The 19,548-nt window shown below is 41.2% G+C and carries 17 protein-coding genes; 14 read left to right on the top strand and 3 right to left on the bottom strand.

Translation table 11 applies throughout. The features are described from left to right. The first annotated feature begins 67 nt into the window (after positions 1-67). The 3 genes from ACLL8Z_RS15120 (at position 68) to ACLL8Z_RS15110 (ending at position 5,543) form a co-directional block, all read left to right on the top strand. Positions 68-838: a segregation and condensation protein A gene (locus ACLL8Z_RS15120; RefSeq protein WP_411275632.1), complete on the top strand. Its 771-nt coding sequence runs from the start codon at positions 68-70 to the stop codon at positions 836-838. Between the two features lie 283 nt (positions 839-1,121). Further along, the gene (glyA, locus tag ACLL8Z_RS15115; RefSeq protein WP_411275631.1) at positions 1,122-2,393 is read left to right on the top strand and encodes a serine hydroxymethyltransferase; all 1,272 of its coding nucleotides are present in this window, start codon (positions 1,122-1,124) and stop codon (positions 2,391-2,393) included. Positions 2,394-2,411: 18 nt separating this feature from the next. Continuing rightward, positions 2,412-5,543 (top strand): PAS domain S-box protein, encoded by a 3,132-nt coding sequence (locus ACLL8Z_RS15110; protein WP_411275630.1) that lies wholly within the window; start codon positions 2,412-2,414, stop codon positions 5,541-5,543. A gap of 469 nt (positions 5,544-6,012) precedes the next feature. On the opposite strand, the gene ACLL8Z_RS15105 is transcribed toward ACLL8Z_RS15110, so the two are convergent. From ACLL8Z_RS15105 to rlmN, 3 genes are all read right to left on the bottom strand, one after another. Then, positions 6,013-6,705, bottom strand: a complete 693-nt coding sequence (locus ACLL8Z_RS15105; RefSeq protein ID WP_411275629.1) for a ComF family protein — start codon at positions 6,703-6,705, stop codon at positions 6,013-6,015. 101 nt (positions 6,706-6,806) lie between these two features. Then, entirely contained in the window at positions 6,807-7,208 is a 402-nt protein-coding gene (locus tag ACLL8Z_RS15100) for a GxxExxY protein (protein WP_411275628.1), read from the bottom strand. A 142-nt stretch (positions 7,209-7,350) separates the two neighbouring features. Beyond that, positions 7,351-8,391, bottom strand: coding sequence for a 23S rRNA (adenine(2503)-C(2))-methyltransferase RlmN (gene rlmN, locus ACLL8Z_RS15095; protein ID WP_411275627.1), 1,041 nt, complete (start codon positions 8,389-8,391; stop codon positions 7,351-7,353). A gap of 143 nt (positions 8,392-8,534) precedes the next feature. On the opposite strand from rlmN, the gene ACLL8Z_RS15090 reads away from it, so the two are divergent. From ACLL8Z_RS15090 to gatA, 11 genes are all read left to right on the top strand, one after another. After that, the gene (locus tag ACLL8Z_RS15090) at positions 8,535-9,710 is read left to right on the top strand and encodes an amidohydrolase family protein (RefSeq protein ID WP_411275626.1); all 1,176 of its coding nucleotides are present in this window, start codon (positions 8,535-8,537) and stop codon (positions 9,708-9,710) included. 37 nt (positions 9,711-9,747) lie between these two features. Continuing rightward, positions 9,748-10,692 (top strand): NAD(P)H-dependent flavin oxidoreductase, encoded by a 945-nt coding sequence (locus ACLL8Z_RS15085; protein ID WP_411275625.1) that lies wholly within the window; start codon positions 9,748-9,750, stop codon positions 10,690-10,692. 8 nt (positions 10,693-10,700) lie between these two features. Further along, positions 10,701-10,973, top strand: a complete 273-nt coding sequence (locus ACLL8Z_RS15080; protein WP_411275624.1) for an acylphosphatase — start codon at positions 10,701-10,703, stop codon at positions 10,971-10,973. A gap of 18 nt (positions 10,974-10,991) precedes the next feature. After that, positions 10,992-12,512, top strand: coding sequence for a lipopolysaccharide biosynthesis protein (locus ACLL8Z_RS15075; RefSeq protein ID WP_411275623.1), 1,521 nt, complete (start codon positions 10,992-10,994; stop codon positions 12,510-12,512). A 58-nt stretch (positions 12,513-12,570) separates the two neighbouring features. Next, positions 12,571-13,011, top strand: coding sequence for a dUTP diphosphatase (dut, locus tag ACLL8Z_RS15070; protein WP_411275622.1), 441 nt, complete (start codon positions 12,571-12,573; stop codon positions 13,009-13,011). 223 nt (positions 13,012-13,234) lie between these two features. Further along, on the top strand, positions 13,235-14,962 hold the full coding sequence (locus ACLL8Z_RS15065; RefSeq protein ID WP_411275621.1) for a tetratricopeptide repeat protein: 1,728 nt from the start codon (positions 13,235-13,237) through the stop codon (positions 14,960-14,962). Next, on the top strand, positions 14,952-15,761 hold the full coding sequence (locus tag ACLL8Z_RS15060) for a DUF4292 domain-containing protein (RefSeq protein ID WP_411275620.1): 810 nt from the start codon (positions 14,952-14,954) through the stop codon (positions 15,759-15,761). Before ACLL8Z_RS15065 ends, ACLL8Z_RS15060 begins: the two co-directional genes overlap by 11 nt. A 14-nt stretch (positions 15,762-15,775) precedes the next feature. Further along, positions 15,776-17,041, top strand: a complete 1,266-nt coding sequence (locus tag ACLL8Z_RS15055) for a murein hydrolase activator EnvC family protein (protein WP_411275619.1) — start codon at positions 15,776-15,778, stop codon at positions 17,039-17,041. A 53-nt stretch (positions 17,042-17,094) separates the two neighbouring features. Next, complete coding sequence (locus ACLL8Z_RS15050) at positions 17,095-17,481, top strand: twin-arginine translocase TatA/TatE family subunit (protein ID WP_411275618.1); 387 nt, start codon at positions 17,095-17,097, stop codon at positions 17,479-17,481. 7 nt (positions 17,482-17,488) lie between these two features. Beyond that, entirely contained in the window at positions 17,489-17,683 is a 195-nt protein-coding gene (gene tatA, locus ACLL8Z_RS15045; RefSeq protein ID WP_411275617.1) for a twin-arginine translocase TatA/TatE family subunit, read from the top strand. A gap of 128 nt (positions 17,684-17,811) precedes the next feature. Then, positions 17,812-19,242 carry an Asp-tRNA(Asn)/Glu-tRNA(Gln) amidotransferase subunit GatA gene (gatA, locus tag ACLL8Z_RS15040; RefSeq protein ID WP_411275616.1) on the top strand — a complete coding sequence of 477 codons (1,431 nt, stop codon included), beginning with the start codon at positions 17,812-17,814 and terminating at the stop codon, positions 19,240-19,242. The last annotated feature ends 306 nt before the right edge of the window (positions 19,243-19,548 follow it).

Raw genomic sequence — 19,548 nt, 5'->3', positions numbered from 1 at the left:
CTCAGACCTCAGACCTCAGACCTCAGACCTCAGATCCCAAAAATTCCCCGTACTTTTAAAACACCCCATGCAGCCAAACGACAATTTCCAAATTCAACTTCCCCAGTTCGAAGGGCCATTTGATCTTTTGTTGTTTTTTATTGAAAGGGACGAACTTGATATTCAGGATGTTCCTATTGCAAAAATCACCGACGATTTCCTGGATTACCTGCATCACATGAGCAGCCTTAACATTGAGCTTGCGAGCGAATTTATTTTTGTGGCTGCAACATTAATGCGGATAAAAGCGAAAATGCTGTTGCCCCGGCCCGACCTGGATGAAGAAGGAAATGAGATTGATCTGAAGCATAATCTGATTCAAAAGCTTATTGAATATAAAAAGATAAAATTGGTGGCGGAAGAATTCAGGCTGCTTGAACATGAACGGTTTCAGCTTGAAAAGAGGGGAAATATTCTGTTTGATATGCAGCAGGTTGTTTTAAATTCCGAGCCGGGGGAAGAGCTGGAATCTTTTGACCTTTATAAATTAATGGTGATTTTCAACAAGGTCATTAGCCGGAGCCAGTATCGCGAAAATGAAGCGGAGCATATAGTGGAGCAATATCCTTACAATATTGAGAATCAAAAAACCGTCATAAAGCAGCTTCTGGAAGTAAACAAAAGGCTTGATTTCAAGAGTTTACTTTCTCATTCAGACAACAAGGTTCATTTCGTTTATAATTTTCTGGCTTTGCTTGAAATGCTGCAGCAGGAGCTGATCTCTATACAAACGGGCTTGGGGTTTAATAATTTTTGGGTTGAGGGGAAGGTAGGGGGGTTCCCGCTTTCGCGGGAATGACAATCTGTATGGTGACAAGGGGGCGGGGAGATTTGCGACACCCAGTCGCAAACCTCCCCGCCCCCGACGCTAAAAGAACGATGTCATCCCCACGAAAGTGGGGATCTGATATCTCTCCCGTAGCTCTGCGTGTACTTTGCGCCCTCTGCGTTAAAAAAGTGGGCGCCAGCCCAGGGCGAAGCGCCCAACCAAACCTTTTCCCCCAACATAAATATCAATCAAATCTTAATTCGTATTTTTACGCATAATACTTAATTTTTATTCAAGTTACTTTAACACATTCATGAAGAGAGATAAACTTATATTCAACCTGATAGATGAAGAACAAGAACGCCAGGAAACCGGTCTGGAGTTAATTGCATCAGAGAATTTCGTAAGCAAGCAAGTACTGGAAGCTGCTGGTTCGGTTCTGACCAACAAATATGCTGAAGGCTTGCCTGGAAAGAGATATTATGGAGGTTGCGAAGTAGTTGACGAGGTTGAAAACATCGCTATCGAACGTGCAAAAAAACTGTTTAATGCAGCCTGGGTTAATGTGCAGCCTCATTCTGGAGCACAGGCTAATGCAGCAGTCCTTCTGGCGCTCTTAAATGCGGGCGATAAAATATTAGGATTTGATCTTTCTCATGGAGGTCACTTAACTCATGGTTCACCAGTTAATTTCTCTGGTAAATTATATAAGCCATTTTTCTATGGCGTTGTCCGTGAAACGGGCCTGGTTGATTATAAGAAACTGGAAGAGATTGCATTAAAAGAAAAACCAAAACTGATCATTTGCGGCGCTTCGGCTTATTCAAGAGACTGGGATTATAAATTTATCCGTACAGTAGCAGATAAGATCGGAGCTTTAGTACTCGCCGATATTTCACACCCTGCCGGTATGATTGCCCGCGGATTACTGAATGATCCTCTTCCGCATTGTCATGTAGTAACAACTACTACCCACAAGACCTTACGAGGGCCGCGTGGCGGAATGATTATGATGGGACAGGATTTCGAAAATCCTATGGGACAAAAAACTCCTAAGGGAGAATTGAGAATGATGTCATCGGTGTTGGATATGGCCGTTTTTCCCGGAACTCAGGGTGGTCCGCTGGAACATATCATCGCCGCAAAGGCAATAGCTTTTGGCGAAGCTCTTAGCGATGGTTACATGAAATATATAATTCAGGTGAAGAAGAATGCAGAAGCAATGGCAGCGGCATTTGTAGAACGTGGTTACCAGCTAATTTCCGGAGGAACAGATAATCACATGATGCTTATCGATCTCCGAAATAAAAACATAACAGGAAAGGACGCAGAGAACGCCTTGGGTGAAGCTGCAATAACCGTAAATAAGAATATGGTTCCATTTGACGACAAATCGCCCTTCGTAACTTCCGGGATTCGTGTTGGGACGGCCGCCGTAACCACCAGGGGATTAAAGGAAAAACAAATGGTCAGGATTGTGGAATTAATTGACGAAGTAATTTCTAAGCCAGCAAGCACAACTAATTTCAAGAAAATCCGTAAAAAAGTTAATGAAATGATGGAAAAATACCCATTATATAATTAACCAAATTTATTAAACGGTATGTCTGAATCTCTGGCAGAGGAAATTGAAAGGGTACGGATACACTCATTAAAGAGTTACCGTATCCTTGATTCTTCTCCCGAGCCTGAATATGAGCGCATTACACGCATTGCTTCATACATTTTTAAAAAGCCTATCGCACTTATCGCTTTTGTTGATGAAAACGGAGTTTTTATTAAGTCTCAACATGGCGTAAACATTCAGGGCTATTCCAGGAAGGATTCCATATGCCGGTTTACTATTGAGGAGAACCGTTTGATAGTAATTCCGGATACCACTCTGGATCCCCGCACTGTAAATCTTTCAAGGGTTATATCTAATCCTAAAATTCGCTTCTATGCCGGCGCTCCTCTGACTTCTCCCGATGGACATGCTTTGGGTTCTTTAGCCATTATGGATACCGTGCCGGGGGATATTAATGAACAGGAAAGGCAGATTTTGTCCGACCTGGCAAAAGAAGTAGTTGCCCACCTGGAGGCGCGGAAGAACAATCTTGAACTTAAAGGGCTTATTACTAAGTATGAGGATATCAGCACGATGTTCAATAATTCCGCTGAACTGCAGTGCATCCTGGACAGGAACGGAACCATACTGGTGGCTAATAAAGCGATTGAGAAGTTATTGGGATATACGCCAGGGGAAGTTGAAGGCCGCCCTTCCTGGGATTTTTTCCTTGAAGAGGATCTGAAGATTTTCCAGCCAATATTCGCTCGTGGACTGATGGCCCGGAGAAAAAGTTTTGATGTCGAGACCAGAACTAAGCTAAAGGATGGTACTTCCAGATGGATGGGCTGGTCTTTCGCAGTGAAAAATAATAAATGGTATGCCAATGGGAGGGACATCAGCGAGCAGAAAGAAATGATCGCTGAACTGGAGCAGTTATCCCTCGTGGCAAATAAAGTAAATAACGGAGTCATAATCAGCGACAGTACGGGCAGGGTAATATGGTCGAATGAAGCTTCAGAAGATATCACCGGCTACAGCCTGAAAGATTTAAAGGGGAAGAAAATCGGAGATGTCTTGTCAGGCGAACTAACCGACAAGAATGTTCTTGAGAAAGTGAGGGAAAGTACCAGAAATAAGCTTCCCTATAATATTGACATCCTTTCTTACAAGAAAGATGGCACACCAATCTGGCTTTCGGTTTTAAACTCGGTAATATTGGATCCGGAGGGAAATATCGACAAAGAGATTGAAGTCATCATTGATATAACATCACGCAAAAAGGTTGAGGAGGAATTGGAAACCCTTTCATTGGTTGCCAGTAAATCGGCAAGCGGTGTCATAATTCGTGATGGGGTGGGGAAGGTGATTTGGATTAATGCTGCCACCGAATCATTACTTGGCTACAGTTTGGACGAATTAAAAGGTAAACGTTTAGGTGAGGTAGTTGTAGGTGATGGATCGGACCCTAGTGCTCTTGAAATAGCAAGAAAAGCAATTTCAGCCCAAAAGGCTTATAATATTGATCTTAAAATCTATAGAAAAGATGGTACTCCTCTATGGATACAGGCATCTACCACCCCGATATTGAACGAGGCGGGAGTAGTAGAACGCCAGGTTGAGATTATAAATGACATTACTGAACGTAAGTTTAATGAAGAACAACTTACATTATTATCTCTTGTAGCCAGCAAGACAATCAACGGAGTAGCAATAAGCACTTCTGAAGGAAAGATCAAGTGGATTAACGATGCGCTGGAAAAACTTACGGGATATTCTCTCGAAGATTTCAAAAATACCCGTCCTGGTGACTTGCTTTCCGGTGTGGGTACTAACCTGGAAGTGCTGGAAACTGCCAGGAGACAAGCGTCTGAATCGATCGCTACAAATATTGAATTACTTAGTTACAAAAAGGACGGCACACCCATTTGGTTGTCTATCTCAAATACCCCAACATTTAATAGGGATGGCAGCCGCGACCAGCAGGTCGAGATCATCAACGATATATCCGAGCGGAAGCTTGCCGAAGAAGAACTTATTAAAACACGCGAGGAGGCACTTCAGCTCAGTAAGGCTAAGGAGACATTCTTGTCTGTTATGAGTCATGAAATCAGGACACCTTTGAATGCAGTTATTGGTATGTCACATATTCTTATGGATGATAACCCTACCGAAGGCCAAATCGAAAACCTGAAGATACTTGGATTTTCTGCTCAGAATTTATTAAAGCTTATAAACGATATTCTTGATTTTACAAAAATCGAGACTGGAAATATGGTTTTGGAAAGCCTTAATGTGGATCTGAAAGAGCTGGTTTCCAAAACACTTAATTCCCTGCAGTTTAGTACGGCAGAAAAGCCGGTTATATTAAAATCAGAGATTGATCACCGAATACCCAAATATGTAAAAGGCGACAGTATACGTTTATATCAGATATTGATAAATCTTCTGGGTAATTCAGTAAAATTCACCGAAAATGGGGAAGTCAAATTAAAGCTCGACCTTTTAACGGAAAAGAAAAAGACTGTAAGAGTTCGGTTTGAGATTTCTGACACAGGTATCGGAATAGAACCTGAAAAACTAGATTACATCTTTGAGTCATACACTCAGGCAAACTCCGATACCACCAGGAAATATGGAGGAACTGGTCTGGGACTGGCCATTACTAAAAGCCTGCTTCATTTATATGATTCTGAAATTGTAGTCGAAAGTGAGGTTGGGAAAGGTTCAAAATTTAGTTTCGTTATTGAATTTGATCAATCAGAGGAATCTTTTATGCTTGATGATCAAAAAACTCCATTAGACCAAATACATGCTTCTATACTGGTGGTTGATGACAACGAGATTAACAGACTCCTTGCCAGCAAGGTGCTTACCAAATGGGGCATTGACGTGGATTTTGCCGAAAATGGCAAGGTCGCACTTGATAAGGTGATGTCCTCTCATTTTGATTTGATATTAATGGATCTTCACATGCCTGTAATGGATGGAATGGAAGCAGCGAGCGAGATAAGAAAATTAGGTGGGAAATATACAAAATTGCCTATCGTTGCACTCACGGCATCTCTTTTCGCACTTAAGTTAGAATCCATAAGTGAGTCTGGGATGGATGGCTATGTCATGAAGCCCTTTGTACCAAACGAGCTATATTCAAAAATCAGAAGTCTTCTGGTTGATCGATCCCGATAAAAAAGAAAAAGCCGGAACCTAAAAGGTGTCCGGCTAATTCTATCTAAATTAACGCTCTCGATATCTTATACGCTGTTTTGGAGGGAATGTTGCATTAATTTTAGAATAGTTTAAAAGGCAGTGCTAAACTGTTGATTTTCAATAAGATTAATTTGATTTCTATTCTGGTTTAAAGTTCATTCTACGTACCCACAGAAACTTAAACGCAACAAATATTAACCGCGGAGAACGCAGAGTACAGGCGCAGAGTCGCAAGTCTTTCAATAAGTGCTTGTTGAGCTCCTTGGTTTAATGATTCTCTCTCTGTGTTCTCTGTGCAAAACCTCTGCGATCTCCGCGGTAAAATATACGTCCAGCCTGTTTTTTTCCACCACCGAAGATCAGCCGCGGAGGATTGGGCGAAAAGTGTTATTAAAGATTGTTTAATTTATTTTTTATGCTCTGCGCCCTTTGCGGTTAAAAAAAAATGTTATTCCGCAAAAGCGACCGTCGCAATACTAATCCTTACCGCTGCAATTTCCAGCAAAACAATACTGCAGGCTTCCAGGGTTGCTCCTGTAGTAAAAACATCATCTACCACCAGAATATGTTTTCCTTTTAGAGCATCTGGAAAGCGGCAAATGAAAGCACCGGCAAGGTTTTCATATCTCTCAAAACGCGATTTTTTTGTTTGTGTTTCGGTGTTTGCAATTCGCACCAGATTGTCGGGCACAACAGCAATAACCAGAATGGATGCCATACCATTTGCGATACTTTCACTCTGGTTATACTCACGCTTTCGCAATTTAGCCGGGTGCAGCGGCACTGGGATGATCAGATCCGGGATGATCCATTTGTCGGCAGCTTTTAACGCCTGAGCATATAACTGCCCCATCCTGTAACCTGCCTCTGGTCTTTTATTATACTTTAACTGATGCATGATGTTTTGAACTCTGCCGCCTTTTCTAAAATAAACAAAAGAGGATGCCTGCTCGAAAATAAATCTTCCCCATAGCTGCTTACTAAGCCTGTTTTCTGAATCATTATGAAAGTTAGTAAGGGGCAGATGGTAGATGCAGTTGGTGCAGATCACCTGCTCGTTGTTGAACAAATTAGTGCCGCAAGCGGCGCATAGTTCGGGGAAGAAGAGGGCAAGGAAATCTTGGAGAAAAGTCTTAAACATTTGCGCCGATATAAGTGAGAGTGACTAAGTTAAACGCGCTAATTTTTAAACGCAGAGATCGCAGAGAAATACGCAGAGAGCGCAGAGAACCGATTTACAACCTAGAAGAAAAAAGTCTGGCAATGATGTAATCCATTTGAGATTCTTTTAATTCCTTCTTTTAAGCGGTAGACATTAAAGTTAATGAGTAACCCTAGTTTATAATTCCCAAGTTTCAAATACGTAAGAGTTTGCGCTAAATGCACATCATGTATCTCTGCAATACTTTTAACTTCAACAACACACTTATTCTCCACGAGTAGGTCAATCCTATAGCCACATTCCAGTTTAATTCCTTCGAAAATCAACGGTATTGCCTTTTCTTTTTCTACAGCCAACCCCGATTTACGAAGTTTATAAAGCAGGCATTCTTTATACGAACTTTCTAACAAACCGGGTCCCAATGCCGAATGAACTTCAATGGCTAGTCCAATGATTTTAGTAGAAATTTCATTTTCTGTCAAACTTTCTCTGCGTTCTCTGCGTCAAACTCTGCGTTCTCTGCGGTTAAATAAGCATCAAGCAGCGCGAAGGCGCTCTTAGACATTAAAAATAGGAATTTTCGTTGTGGGTAATTTAAAAGGGAAAAACTTTTGAGTTAACGGCTTAACTCTTCACCGCCAACTGCCCGCATGCAGCATCAATATCCTTCCCTCTGCTCCTTCTAATGTTTGTATTGATGCCATGTTTTCGAAGATAGGCAGCAAATTCATCTGTCCGGTCGGCGTCCGCGTTTTGAAAATCAGCAAAGGTTATCGGATTATATTCAATAATATTTACTTTACACGGAATGTGCCGGCAAAACTTAGCTAGTTCAGCTGCGTCGTCCAGAGTATCGTTAAAATCATTGAATATGATGTATTCGTATGTAACAGGATTCTTGGTTTTCGAGAAATAGTATTTAAGTGCATCAGCAAGCGCTTTCAACGAGTTTTGCTCATTGATGGGCATAATCGTATTTCTCTTTTCGTCATTTGCGGCATGTAAAGAAAGAGCAAGATTAAACCGTACTTCATCATCTCCAAGCTTACGAATCATCTTTGCAATACCGGCCGTAGAAACTGTAATGCGTTTCGGAGCCATATTCAAGCCGTCTTTGGCGGTAATTCGTTCGATGGATTTCAGTACGTTAGCATAATTGAGCAGGGGTTCTCCCATTCCCATATAAACTATATTAGTTAAGGGCGCATGATAATTTTGTTTTGCCTGCTTATCAATCAATACAACCTGATCGTAAATCTCATCCGCATTGAGGTTCCGTTTTCTATCCATATACCCTGTAGCGCAGAACTTGCACGTTAAACTGCAACCCACCTGCGAACTCACACAAGCAGTCATGCGATCAGTAGCCGGTATCAAAACACCTTCTATGATATTACTATCGTAAAGTTTAAATGAATTCTTTATGGTTTTGTCGGAACTGAACTGTGATTGATGAATGCTGACATGGTTGATTGTGAATGTTTTCTTCAGCTTCTCCCGCAAAGGCTTTGAAAGATTACTCATTTCATCAAAATCAACGCATGATTTTTCCCATAGCCACTCGTAAACCTGCTTTGCGCGGAATGCTGGTTCGCCGATTTCAGAAAAATGCTCTCGTAGTTTATCAATAGATAAAGCCCGAATGTCAATTTTGGAGTTCTCCATTAGTTTGTGCAAAGTTAACCAATCAGACTTCTAAAATAGTATTAACCTTTTTACATGTTTTTCGTATGACCGTGGAAATAATTCAGTACATTTCATATAACTATTTCTCCTGTGATTAATATTCCGTCTCTCTCAATTCAGGCATGATCAGACATGTTAGTGCTGACTTTATCATTCCCGTAAATGGTGAGCCGCTGAAAAATGGAATTGTATCTGTTGATGAGAAGGGTGAAATTATCCATGTATCCACCAGCGAAAGCGCTGAAACAATTTCTGGCCATATTGAGCACCATAAGGGTATAATCGTCCCAGGATTTGTAAACGCTCACTGTCATCTGGAATTATCGCATATGGTGGGAAAAATTGCTCCCCATGAAGGCCTGATATCTTTCCTTGGCAAGGTTATCAATGAACGCTCTTCCAACGAAAAAGATATCCTTCATGCAATGGAAAAAGCTGACAGGGTGATGCAGGAAAATGGAATTGTAGCTGTCGGTGACATATCGAACAACCTCCTTTCCAAAAGTGTTAAACAAAGAAGTGCTTTACATTATCATACATTTGTCGAATTTTTAGGTTTTGACCCTGACAAAGCTGAATTGGCCTTTGAGAATGCCCTTAGCCGATTAAGAGAATTCGCCCCACTTTCAGCATCTCTTGCTCCGCATTCGCCATATTCAGTATCAAAAGAATTGTTAAAGCTATTTCAGAAAAATAAAGAGGGGCATGCTGAGCTAACAACTATGCACAACCAGGAAAGTGATGAGGAAAATAAGCTTTACAGGTATAAGAATGGCAAATTGCTTGACTTCTATCAGAAGCTTAATATTAACATTGATTTTTTTCGACCAAAGGGCCGTAATTCTGTTCAATCGATCATACCCTTATTTCCGGCGAATCAACGAATACTTTTGGTGCATAATACATACACAAGTTTAAAGGATGTTTATTTTGCCAACCGCTTTAATCGGGATATTCACTGGTGCTTTTGCCCAAAAGCTAATTTGTTTATCGAAAGCAGGCTCCCAAAAATTGAAATGTTCCAATTTCACGAATTTAACATAACTGTGGGTACAGACAGCCTTGCTTCCAATGATAAGCTGTGCATTTTGTCTGAATTAATAGTAATTAAAGAGCATTTTCCTTCACTATCCCTAATCGAAACGATCCGCTGGGCTACTATTAACGGGGCAAGGTTTCTCGGAATCGACCATAAATATGGATCGATTGAGCCAGGAAAGACACCGGGATTGAATCTGATTACTAATACGGATGGGTTGGAGTTGACGGCGGGGTCGGAGGTACGGAAACTGAATTAATTTTGCGATTGTGCTGTAAAAGTCCAACTTTACAGCAATGAATGCTATAAAAACGCTTTTCGACATTCACTATCCTATTATCCAGGCAGGTATGGTCTGGTGCAGCGGATGGCGTTTAGCTTCCGCTGTTTCGAATGCGGGCGGGTTGGGGCTTATTGGTGCCGGATCGATGACACCGGATGTCCTGAGAGAACACATAAAAAAGTGCAAACTTGCTACTTCAAAACCTTTTGGGGTGAATGTTCCGCTTTTATATCATGATATTGATCAAATCTTTGAAATACTCGTCAACGAAGAAGTAAGAATTGTTTTTACCTCCGCAGGGGATCCTTCCAAATGGACAAATTATCTTAAAGCAAATGGAATAACGGTTGTGCATGTCATTGCAAACAAGAAATTTGCACTTAAGGCTGAGCAGAGCGGTGTGGATGCTGTCGTTGCTGAGGGGTTCGAGGCTGGCGGGCACAACGGCAGGGAGGAAACTACCACTCTTTGTCTGGTTCCGGAAATTTGCGAAGCCGTTTCGATACCGGTTATTGCAGCAGGCGGGATTGGAAGTGGGAAGGCAATGCTTGCAGCCTTTGCGCTTGGCGCAGATGCAGTGCAGGTCGGGTCGCTTTTTGCCGCTTCAATAGAATCATCAGCACATGATAACTTTAAGAATGCTATTCTGAAGGCGACTGAGGGTGAAACTAAGCTCAGCATGAAATCGCTTATCCCTGTCAGGCTGATGAAAAATGAATTTTTTCACAGGGTTGAAAAGGCAGAATCAGAAGGGGCCTCAAGGTCAGATTTGATGCAGCTTCTGGGAAAAGGAAGGGCAAAACAAGGGATGTTTGAGGGTGACCTGACAGAAGGTGAACTGGAAATAGGGCAAATCGCTTCAAGTATTCAGGAGATAAAATCGGCACGAGACATTTTGGATAAGATGTGGCAGGAGTTTAATTCAGAGAAGGAGCGGATAAGTAAGTTATCGTTTTGATTGGATGTATGAAACATTTAGATATTATTATTAGCGGTCGGGTGCAGGGAGTTTTTTTTAGAGATACCAGTAAAGCTGTTGCGGATCAGCTCGGGGTGAAAGGAACAGCGCGTAATTGCTCTGATGGAACTGTTGCTATAGAGGCTGAAGGCGACGATTTTTCGCTCGATCTGTTTCTGGAATTTTGTCACAAAGGTTCAGATCGCTCCGCGGTAGAAAATGTAGAGCTTGCTGAAGGCGAAATGAAAAATTACCGTAATTTTGAAGTTTTAAGGAAGTAATGCAAATCCTCTCTCTCATTGTCAGCAATTAAGAAATTTGCCGGTCAGACTGCTATATATGGTGTAAGTACCGTAATTTCCAGATTTCTCGGGTTTCTTCTTAGTCCTATTTACACTCGGATCTATTCAGCAAAGGTGTATGGGATATTTACTGTCATGTTTGCCTGGGCCTCAATACTGAATGCAATTTTAGCGTTTGGCATGGAAACAACTTTTTTCAGATATCTGAACAAGTTCGAAAATGAGAAACAAAAGGTCTATAACAACACGTTCATAGTAATTCTGTCTCTCACCGCCGTCTTTCTTTCTTTTTCCGTCTTGTTTACAGAAGATATTGCGCATTGGATGCAACAAGGCCGGGTCTATGATGCCGATTATGCTACCTACATAAATTATTTCATCTGGATCCTGGTTGCGGATGCCCTTGCAGTCATTCCATTCGCAAAAGTACGCGCCGAAGGTAAGCCAATGCGCTATAGTCTGATTAAATTTACCAATATCCTGACGTTTATCGGACTTAATTTATTTTTCATTTTTGGAGTACCTTTTTGGATAAATAATGATTTACCAGGTGAAAGTCTTTTAAGCTGGTACAGGGGACGGTGGGTGGGCTATGTATTTCTGTCAAATCTCATAGCAAGTATTATAACACTTTTGCTCCTATTGCCTGAGATTATTCAGGTAAGGTTGAAGTATGACAGTCGCATACTTAAGGACATGATGTATTATAGCTTGCCGATTCTTATTGCCAATATCTCTTTCATTATCAATGAACACATAGATAAAATATTGCTTGGAATGCTTCTACCTCCCGAGCAACAAGATCAGGTAGGAATTTATGGTGCCTGCGCCAAGATCGCCATATTCCTCAGTATCTTTATTAATGCCTTTCGGCTAGGTGCAGAGCCTTTTTTTTTCAGTCATGCGAGGAATAAGAATTCAGGAGAAACGTATGCGCGAATCATGAATTACTTTGTGATAGCGGTCTGTCTGATTTTTGTGATGCTGGTTACAAACATTGAAATACTCAAGTATTTTATTGAGGGGGATATTTGGAAATTTAGTACAGAAGGTGAGGATCTCAGGCAAAAACGCGAATACTGGTCCGGTTTGCCTGTAGTTCCCGTGCTTTTATTTGGATACGTCAGTCTTGGAATATATATAAACCTGTCGATTTGGTATAAGCTATCCGACCAAACCCGGTACGGGCTTTATATATCCGGAGTTGGTGCAATTCTGACCATTGTTTTAAACGTATTGTTCATCCCAATTTACGGATACCTCGCCTCTGCATGGATTTCGCTGACGGCCTATACGGTAATGATGATACTCTCCTATATCTGGGGCCAAAAAAATTACCCGATTCCATATAACATTAATAAAATTGCTGGCTATCTTATATCTTCAGTTATTATAGTTTTTGTATCATTTGTAGTATTTAAACGTAATTTGATCATTGGAAATACCCTGTTTATTATATTTACGTTGGTAACTTATTATGTTGAGAGAAAAGAATTAAGAAACCTGCTGAGAGCCTGATCAAGTCTAATATGCTTAATTCCGTTTCTCACATCTCACATCTCATATCTCATGTCTCATGTCTCATACGGATATTAAAATAATAAACAAATCAGAACATCCGCACCCAGCTTATGAAACGGAAGCTTCCGCAGGGATGGATCTTCGGGCTAATCTAACAGAACCGGTAGTGATTGCTCCAATGGAACGGAAGCTAATTCCTACAGGCTTGTATATAGAATTGCCTGTAGGGTTTGAGGCACAGATCAGGCCCAGAAGCGGACTGGCATTAAAACATGGTATTAGCATATTAAATTCGCCGGGCACCATAGATTCGGATTATCGCGGCGAGCTAAAGATATTGTTAATCAACTTTTCGGATGTAAACTTTGAAATAGGGAATGGCGACCGCATCGCACAAATGGTAATTTCCAGGTACGAGCATATTAAGTGGAACGAAGTTGATATTTTAACGGAGACTGTTCGTGGTGCGGGAGGTTACGGGCACACGGGATTGTAAGTTGAAAGGCTGAAAGTGGAAAAACTGAAAATATATTTATGGAAAAATGTATGTATTGGAGGTTCCCGCTTTCGCGGGAATGACAGCGTTTTTGTTGGGGATAGGTGGGGATATAACCGCACACGTAGATTCCGGCGAAGGCCGGAATCTCCTATATATACCCCATCGCCATGTCATTCCCGCGGAAGCGGGAACCTCCAGGTGATATTTGCTACTTAAAAATATGAAAACTAACATTCTCCTTCTATTCATTCTATCGCTTCTCCTCATCGAGGCCCAGGCCCAAACTAAGTCAGGCCCTGTTATAGTGGTAGGTAAAGTTTTGAGTCAGAACGACAGCCTTCAGGCAAGGGAAATATTTTTTGAAGGTATCCATGAGAAATTAATGGAGAATTATCCGCAGGCAGCAGTTTCATTTAAAAAGGTGCTCGATATCGATCCGGCAAACGATGCTTCTATGTACGAACTTGCCAATATGAGCATGGCACAAAATAAGCCCACTGAAGCGGAGCGCCTGATCAGGAATGCAGTAACCGTTTCACCTGATAATGAATGGTATTGGTCATTTCTAGCGGACGTTTATAAAAAGACTAACAATATATCTGAACTCCTGCTTGTTCTTGAGGAGCTTATCAGGTTACGACCGGACAAGGAAGAAAGTTATTATGATCGGGCAAATGCTTTTATGATCCTTAAAAAGACTGATCAGGCTGTTGCCGCGTATGATGAGATCGAATCGAAATTTGGTTCTTCCCAGGATTTGACATCAGCGAAACAGCGTATCCTGTTACAACAGGGTAAACCAGAGAAAGTGGAGCAGGAACTTGAAACTCAGATCAAGGATAATCCTGATGATGTCCGGAATTATTTATACCTCAGCGAAGTGTATGTAAAATCAGGCAATAGGGATAAAGCTATAGAGGTGCTGAACAAGGCGAAAGCCGCTGATCCGACAAATGCTATGGTACGGCTGGCCCTTGCTGATAATTATAAGGCTATGAAGCAGTTTGACAATACATTTATTGAATTGAAAGTTGCCTTTGCTGATCCTAAACTGAGCATTGATGAGAAGGTCAGGATAGTTCTTTCTTTCTTTCCAATGTTCGCTGATTTTACTGCCCGTGCTTATGCTAATGAGCTAGCCTCTATCATGACGAAGACCCATCCGGATGAAGCCAAAGCTTTTGCGATTTATGGAGATGTACTCTTCCAGGATAAAAAATATAAGGAAGCCCGTGATTCTTATAGAAAAGCGCTTAAGCTCAATGACCAGATATACCAGATATGGGAGCAACTGTTAAGGATAGAAGTTAGCCAGGGGGATTATCAGCAGGCTATTGCCGATGGGGAAGAAGCGCTTGCCGTTTTTCCAAACCAGGCAGAATTATACTTATATACTGGGATTGCCTATTCCCAAACAAAAAAATATGATAAAGCGGTTTCATATTTAAAAAATGCTGCGGATCTGGAAACTGAAGACAAAGAAATTCAAGCCCAGATATTCTCAACCCTTGGCGATTCATACAATGCTTTGAAAAAGTTCAAAGAGTCGGATCAGTACTATGATAAAGCCCTTGCACTAAATCCTGACAATAGTTATATACTTAATAACTATGCTTATTATTTGTCTCTCAGGGGAGAGAATCTGGAAAAAGCCGAAAAGATGTCAAAGCGTTCCGTTCAGATAGATCCTAATAATGCCTCTTCGGAAGATACCTATGCATGGATATTGTTCAAACTTAAAAGATATGCAGAGGCAAAAACATGGATAGAGAAGGCCTTGCGGAATGACACCACAAATAGTTCGACCCAAGTGGAACATTATGGCGACATATTGTATTTATTAGGTGAAAGGGATCTTGCTTTACAGCAATGGATAAAAGCAAAAGGCAGTGGCGCTGGTTCCGAAAACTTAAACAAAAAAATTAATGAGAAAAAATATGTTGACTAGGAGTGTTGTGGTTTTGTTGTTATTTGGTTTTTTTGTTTCCTGTAAATCCACAAAAGCGGTTGGTACCACAGGCTTGCCACCTAAATCCGTGCCTGATGTGGTTATAAGTCCGCCTGCTGATGCTGTAAAAACTGCACGTACTGAAAAAATTTCTGCTATTAAAAACAGCGAATCCAGTTTTAATACCTTTTCAGGCAAAGCAAAGGCTGCTTTGAGTATAGGGAGTAACGCAAACGACGTTTCGATGAATATTCGGATAAAGAAGAATGAAGCTATCTGGGTATCGGTGACTGCAATTGCGGGTTTGGAGGTGGCGCGTGCACTTATTACACCAGATAGTGTAAGAGTAATCAATCGCCTGGAGAATGAATATATCCAGAAACCATTTAGCTATCTCTACGAATTCACTAATAATAAGATCAATTTTGCCACTTTGCAATCTGTACTGGTGGGTAACACAATTTCTGAGTTTATCACAGAATCAACAGAAGTGAACATAAACAGTACGCAAACCGCCCTGAAAAGTACTATAGAATCTATGATTTATGATCTTATGTTGAATGATCAAAATAAGGTTGTGCAAACAAATCTAAAAGATGCCGGTGCGTCGCAATCACTTTTAGTTTTTTACGGTGATTTTAAGCCAATTTCGCAACAACAGGTTCCGCACTCTATCGTAATGAAATCGCAAGCGAAAAGTAAGAGTATTAGTCTGGATCTTAAGTTTACAAAGATTGAACTTGATGTCCCTGTGGAGACACCATTTCGTGTGCCTGATCGTTTTACGATCAAAAATTAAATACATTTGTTTTAATGAAGCTGCTGAGGTGTTTTTTATTTCTCCTGTTTTTTTGTCTGGGTTCTCATACCTATGCCCAGAGCAGTTCTGAACTCAAACGACGCAAGGAAGCTCTAAGCCGTGAAATTGAATCGCTAAATAAAAGCCTTAATCAAACCGCAAATAATAAGAACCTTTCCCTAAAACAGATTCGGGCATTGAATGCTCAAATACGGCTTAGGGAAGAAAAGATCAGTACGATTAACTCTGAAGTCCGGCTTCTTGATAACCAAATTTCGGATAACACGAATACGGTACGTTCGCTTCAATCGCAGCTAAATAAGCTTAAAAAGGAATATGCGGGAATGGTTCTATTTGCGTTCAGAAACCAGAGTTCTTACAGTAAGCTAATGTTTATATTCGCTTCTCAGAATTTTAACCAGGCATATAAACGTTTGAAATACCTGCAACAGTTTAGCGAATATCGTAAAAAGCAGGCTACTTATATTGAAGGAACAGCCAAAGATCTCAACGTCAAGATTGAAGAGCTGGACCGAAATAAACGGGAGAAAAGCAACCTTTTAAATGATCAGCAAAAAGAACGCCGCACCTTAGGTGTCCAAAAGAATAGTAAATCGCAAGTGCTTTCTGGGTTGAGCCGTCAGGAAAAGAAATTAAAGCAGGAGCTTTCACAAAAGCAACGGGAGTCTGCTACTTTGAACCGTGCTATAGCAAATGCAATTAATCGTGAGATTGAAGAAGCAAGGAAAAGAGCTGAAGCAGAGGCCAGAGCTGCTGCTGCAAAAGCTAAAGCAGAAAATAAGGATGCACCGGATGCAAAGCCGATTTCGAAGGGATCCAGTATACTCGCGGCTACACCTGAATCAGCCAAATTATCTTCGGATTTTCTTGGTAGCAGGGGGAGCCTGCCATGGCCGGTAACAAATGGTATTATTATTGAGGATTTTGGTAATCATACCTACGGGCGGAACGTCACCACAGAAAATAATGGTGTAGATATTAAAACTGCTCCAGGGTCAACTGTAAGAGCCGTGTTTGCGGGAGAAGTTGCAGCGGTTCAAAATTTTGCAGGTTCTTATGCGGTTTTGTTACGCCATGGCGAATATTTTACAGTTTATTCAAACTTAAAATCTGTAAATGTAACACGGGGGCAGAAAGTTACGTTAAAGCAGAATATAGGTGCCGTTATTACTGATGGTGTAGATGGAACTACTGAAGTTCACTTTGAAGTAAGGAAAGGTGCAATGCCTATGAATCCTGCAAGCTGGCTGGCAAACTAATTTAATTTTAGGTATTTTAAATGCCTATATTTGTATATTGATTTTTTAAAGAGATGTATAGTTCAATATTTTTGTTTTTGAATATGGGAGGGCCGGAAATGATAGTCATTTTCCTGGTTGTACTATTGCTGTTTGGCGGCAAGAAGCTTCCTGAACTGGCACGTGGCCTGGGTAAAGGTTTAAGAGAATTCAAAGATGCCTCTGACGGCATTAAAAGGGAGATTCATAACAATATTAACACAGTATCTGACGCTACTGCTGACATGGATAAGGCTAAAACCGAAACGACTTTTAACGTGGATCCGGAGGCTCCCGGAAGTATGTACGATGTTGGTGCGGATGGTAATTTTAACGTTGATCCAGAAGCGCCGGTTGTACCGGAATCCGGAACTACGGGAGCAGTAAAAGTATTGAAGAAACAAAAATCACACACTAAATAAAGAATTTATGTTAAGTTCAACTTTGTTGATTGCAGGACTTGGAGTTACTGAGATCATTTTAATTGTGGTGGTTGTTCTGTTGTTGTTTGGCGGTAAAAAAATTCCTGAACTTATGCGTGGATTGGGCAGAGGAATTAAGGAATTTAAGACTGCGCAGAATGGCGAAGGCGACACAACCACTAAAGACCAGGATAACAAATAATTAATTTCGAAAAATGGTTCTTCGAGCTCCAAATTACCTGGCAGCCCGAAGAACCATTTTTATCTGCTTGAAGCTCTCTGTTAGGCTTTCTCATCGTTTATTTCCTGACCTAATACCACATTCCATTTATGGAAGGTTTTTCCTCTTTATCCAAGATTCGCGCTGCTTTAAAAAATGAGGAGCTAACTTTACCGGATCTGGTTGCTGATTATCTGGGGCGCATTGAAGAGCATCAGGAGCTCCATGCTTTTCTAGAGGTATTTTCAGATGAGGCGCAATCAGCCGCTTTGATTATTCAAAAAAAAATTTCCGCAGGAACCTCAGGCAAACTTGCCGGAATGGTTATTGGTATTAAAGATAACATCTGTTATAAAGACCACAAGGTCTCTGCCTCTTCCAGAATCCTGGAGAATTATATATCCCCATACTCTGCAACTGTGGTAGATCGTCTATTAGCTGAAGATGCCATAATTATAGGAAGGCTTAATTGTGACGAGTTTGCGATGGGTGCTTCTAATGAATCCTCATATTATGGTCCGGTTCGTAATTACGCTGACATCTCCAAAGTATCGGGAGGGTCTTCAGGAGGTGCTGCGGTAGCCGTTCAGGCAGATCTTTGTCTTGCAACACTGGGTACAGATACTGGCGGGTCGGTACGTCAGCCCGCATCTTTTTGCGGAGTAGTTGGCTTGAAGCCGACTTATGGACGTGTTTCAAGGCATGGAATCATTTCATATGCTTCGTCATTCGATCAGGTAGGGCCCATCACTCAAACCGTCGAAGATGCGGCGCTTCTGCTTGAAGTCATTGCAGGATGCGATGAGTACGACAGTACAGCTTCAAACAAATCTGTCCCACTTTATTCACACATAAAACCGCTTAAAGTAAAGAAAAAAATAGCTTATCTGTCTGATGCGCTTGACTCTGAAGGTTTAGATGCGGAGGTGAAAGCTGCATTTGAAAGAAGCATCGCAAGGCTGAGAGCTGAAGGACATATTGTTGAGGCTGTTTCATTTGGACTACTCGAATATGTTGTCCCGACCTACTATATATTAACCATGGCGGAAGCATCATCTAATCTGGCCCGTTATGACGGAGTTCATTATGGGTTTAGAAGCCCGGGATCTATTGATCTGGAAACAACTTACAAAAGATCACGTTCTGAAGGATTCGGTGCTGAAGTCAAACGCCGGATTATCTTAGGAACTTTTGTATTGAGTGCTGGCTACTATGACGCGTATTACGCAAAGGCTCAAAAAGTTAGAAGATTAATTCGTGAACGAACCGATGAAATTTTAACAAAATTTGATTTTATCATGCTTCCAACCGCACCCACACCTGCCTTTTCAATTGGAGAGGGAAGTGATGATCCGGTTGTAAACTATCTTGCCGATATTTTTACAGTTCAGGCATCGTTAGCGGGGATACCCGCAATATCTCTGCCGGCAGGCAATAATAAGGCCGGTCTTCCGTTAGGTATTCAGTTTTTGGGGAAACGTTTTGAAGAGGGTGATCTGTTATCCTTTTCTGAAAATATCGAGGAACTCCTGAAGGTTTAGTTCAGGAATACTTGGAGAGTAAGGAACAAAGAACAAGGACACAGAGCAGCTTTTCCATGAAAAAATCAATGCAATAGTAGAGATATAATATGTCTTGGTTCTTTGCTCCTGGTTCTTTGCTCAAATTTGTTTTGATATTGGTTTACTGTTGTTTAACTGGCGACTTAAAGCCGCACTTACTGAGTTTAATATGATGAGAACTTTTACTTTTGTCGTGCTCGCATTATTGTGCACGGCCGATCGGACTAATGCCTCTTTAACCACGCCATTTATTGGCTTAGGGAAATTTAGCCAAATAAAGCTTAA

The organism is Daejeonella sp. (assembly GCF_046590655.1).
Taxonomy (GTDB): domain Bacteria; phylum Bacteroidota; class Bacteroidia; order Sphingobacteriales; family Sphingobacteriaceae; genus Daejeonella.
Note: the sequence above shows the minus strand (reverse complement) of the source record. Positions and strands in the feature narration are given on the sequence as shown.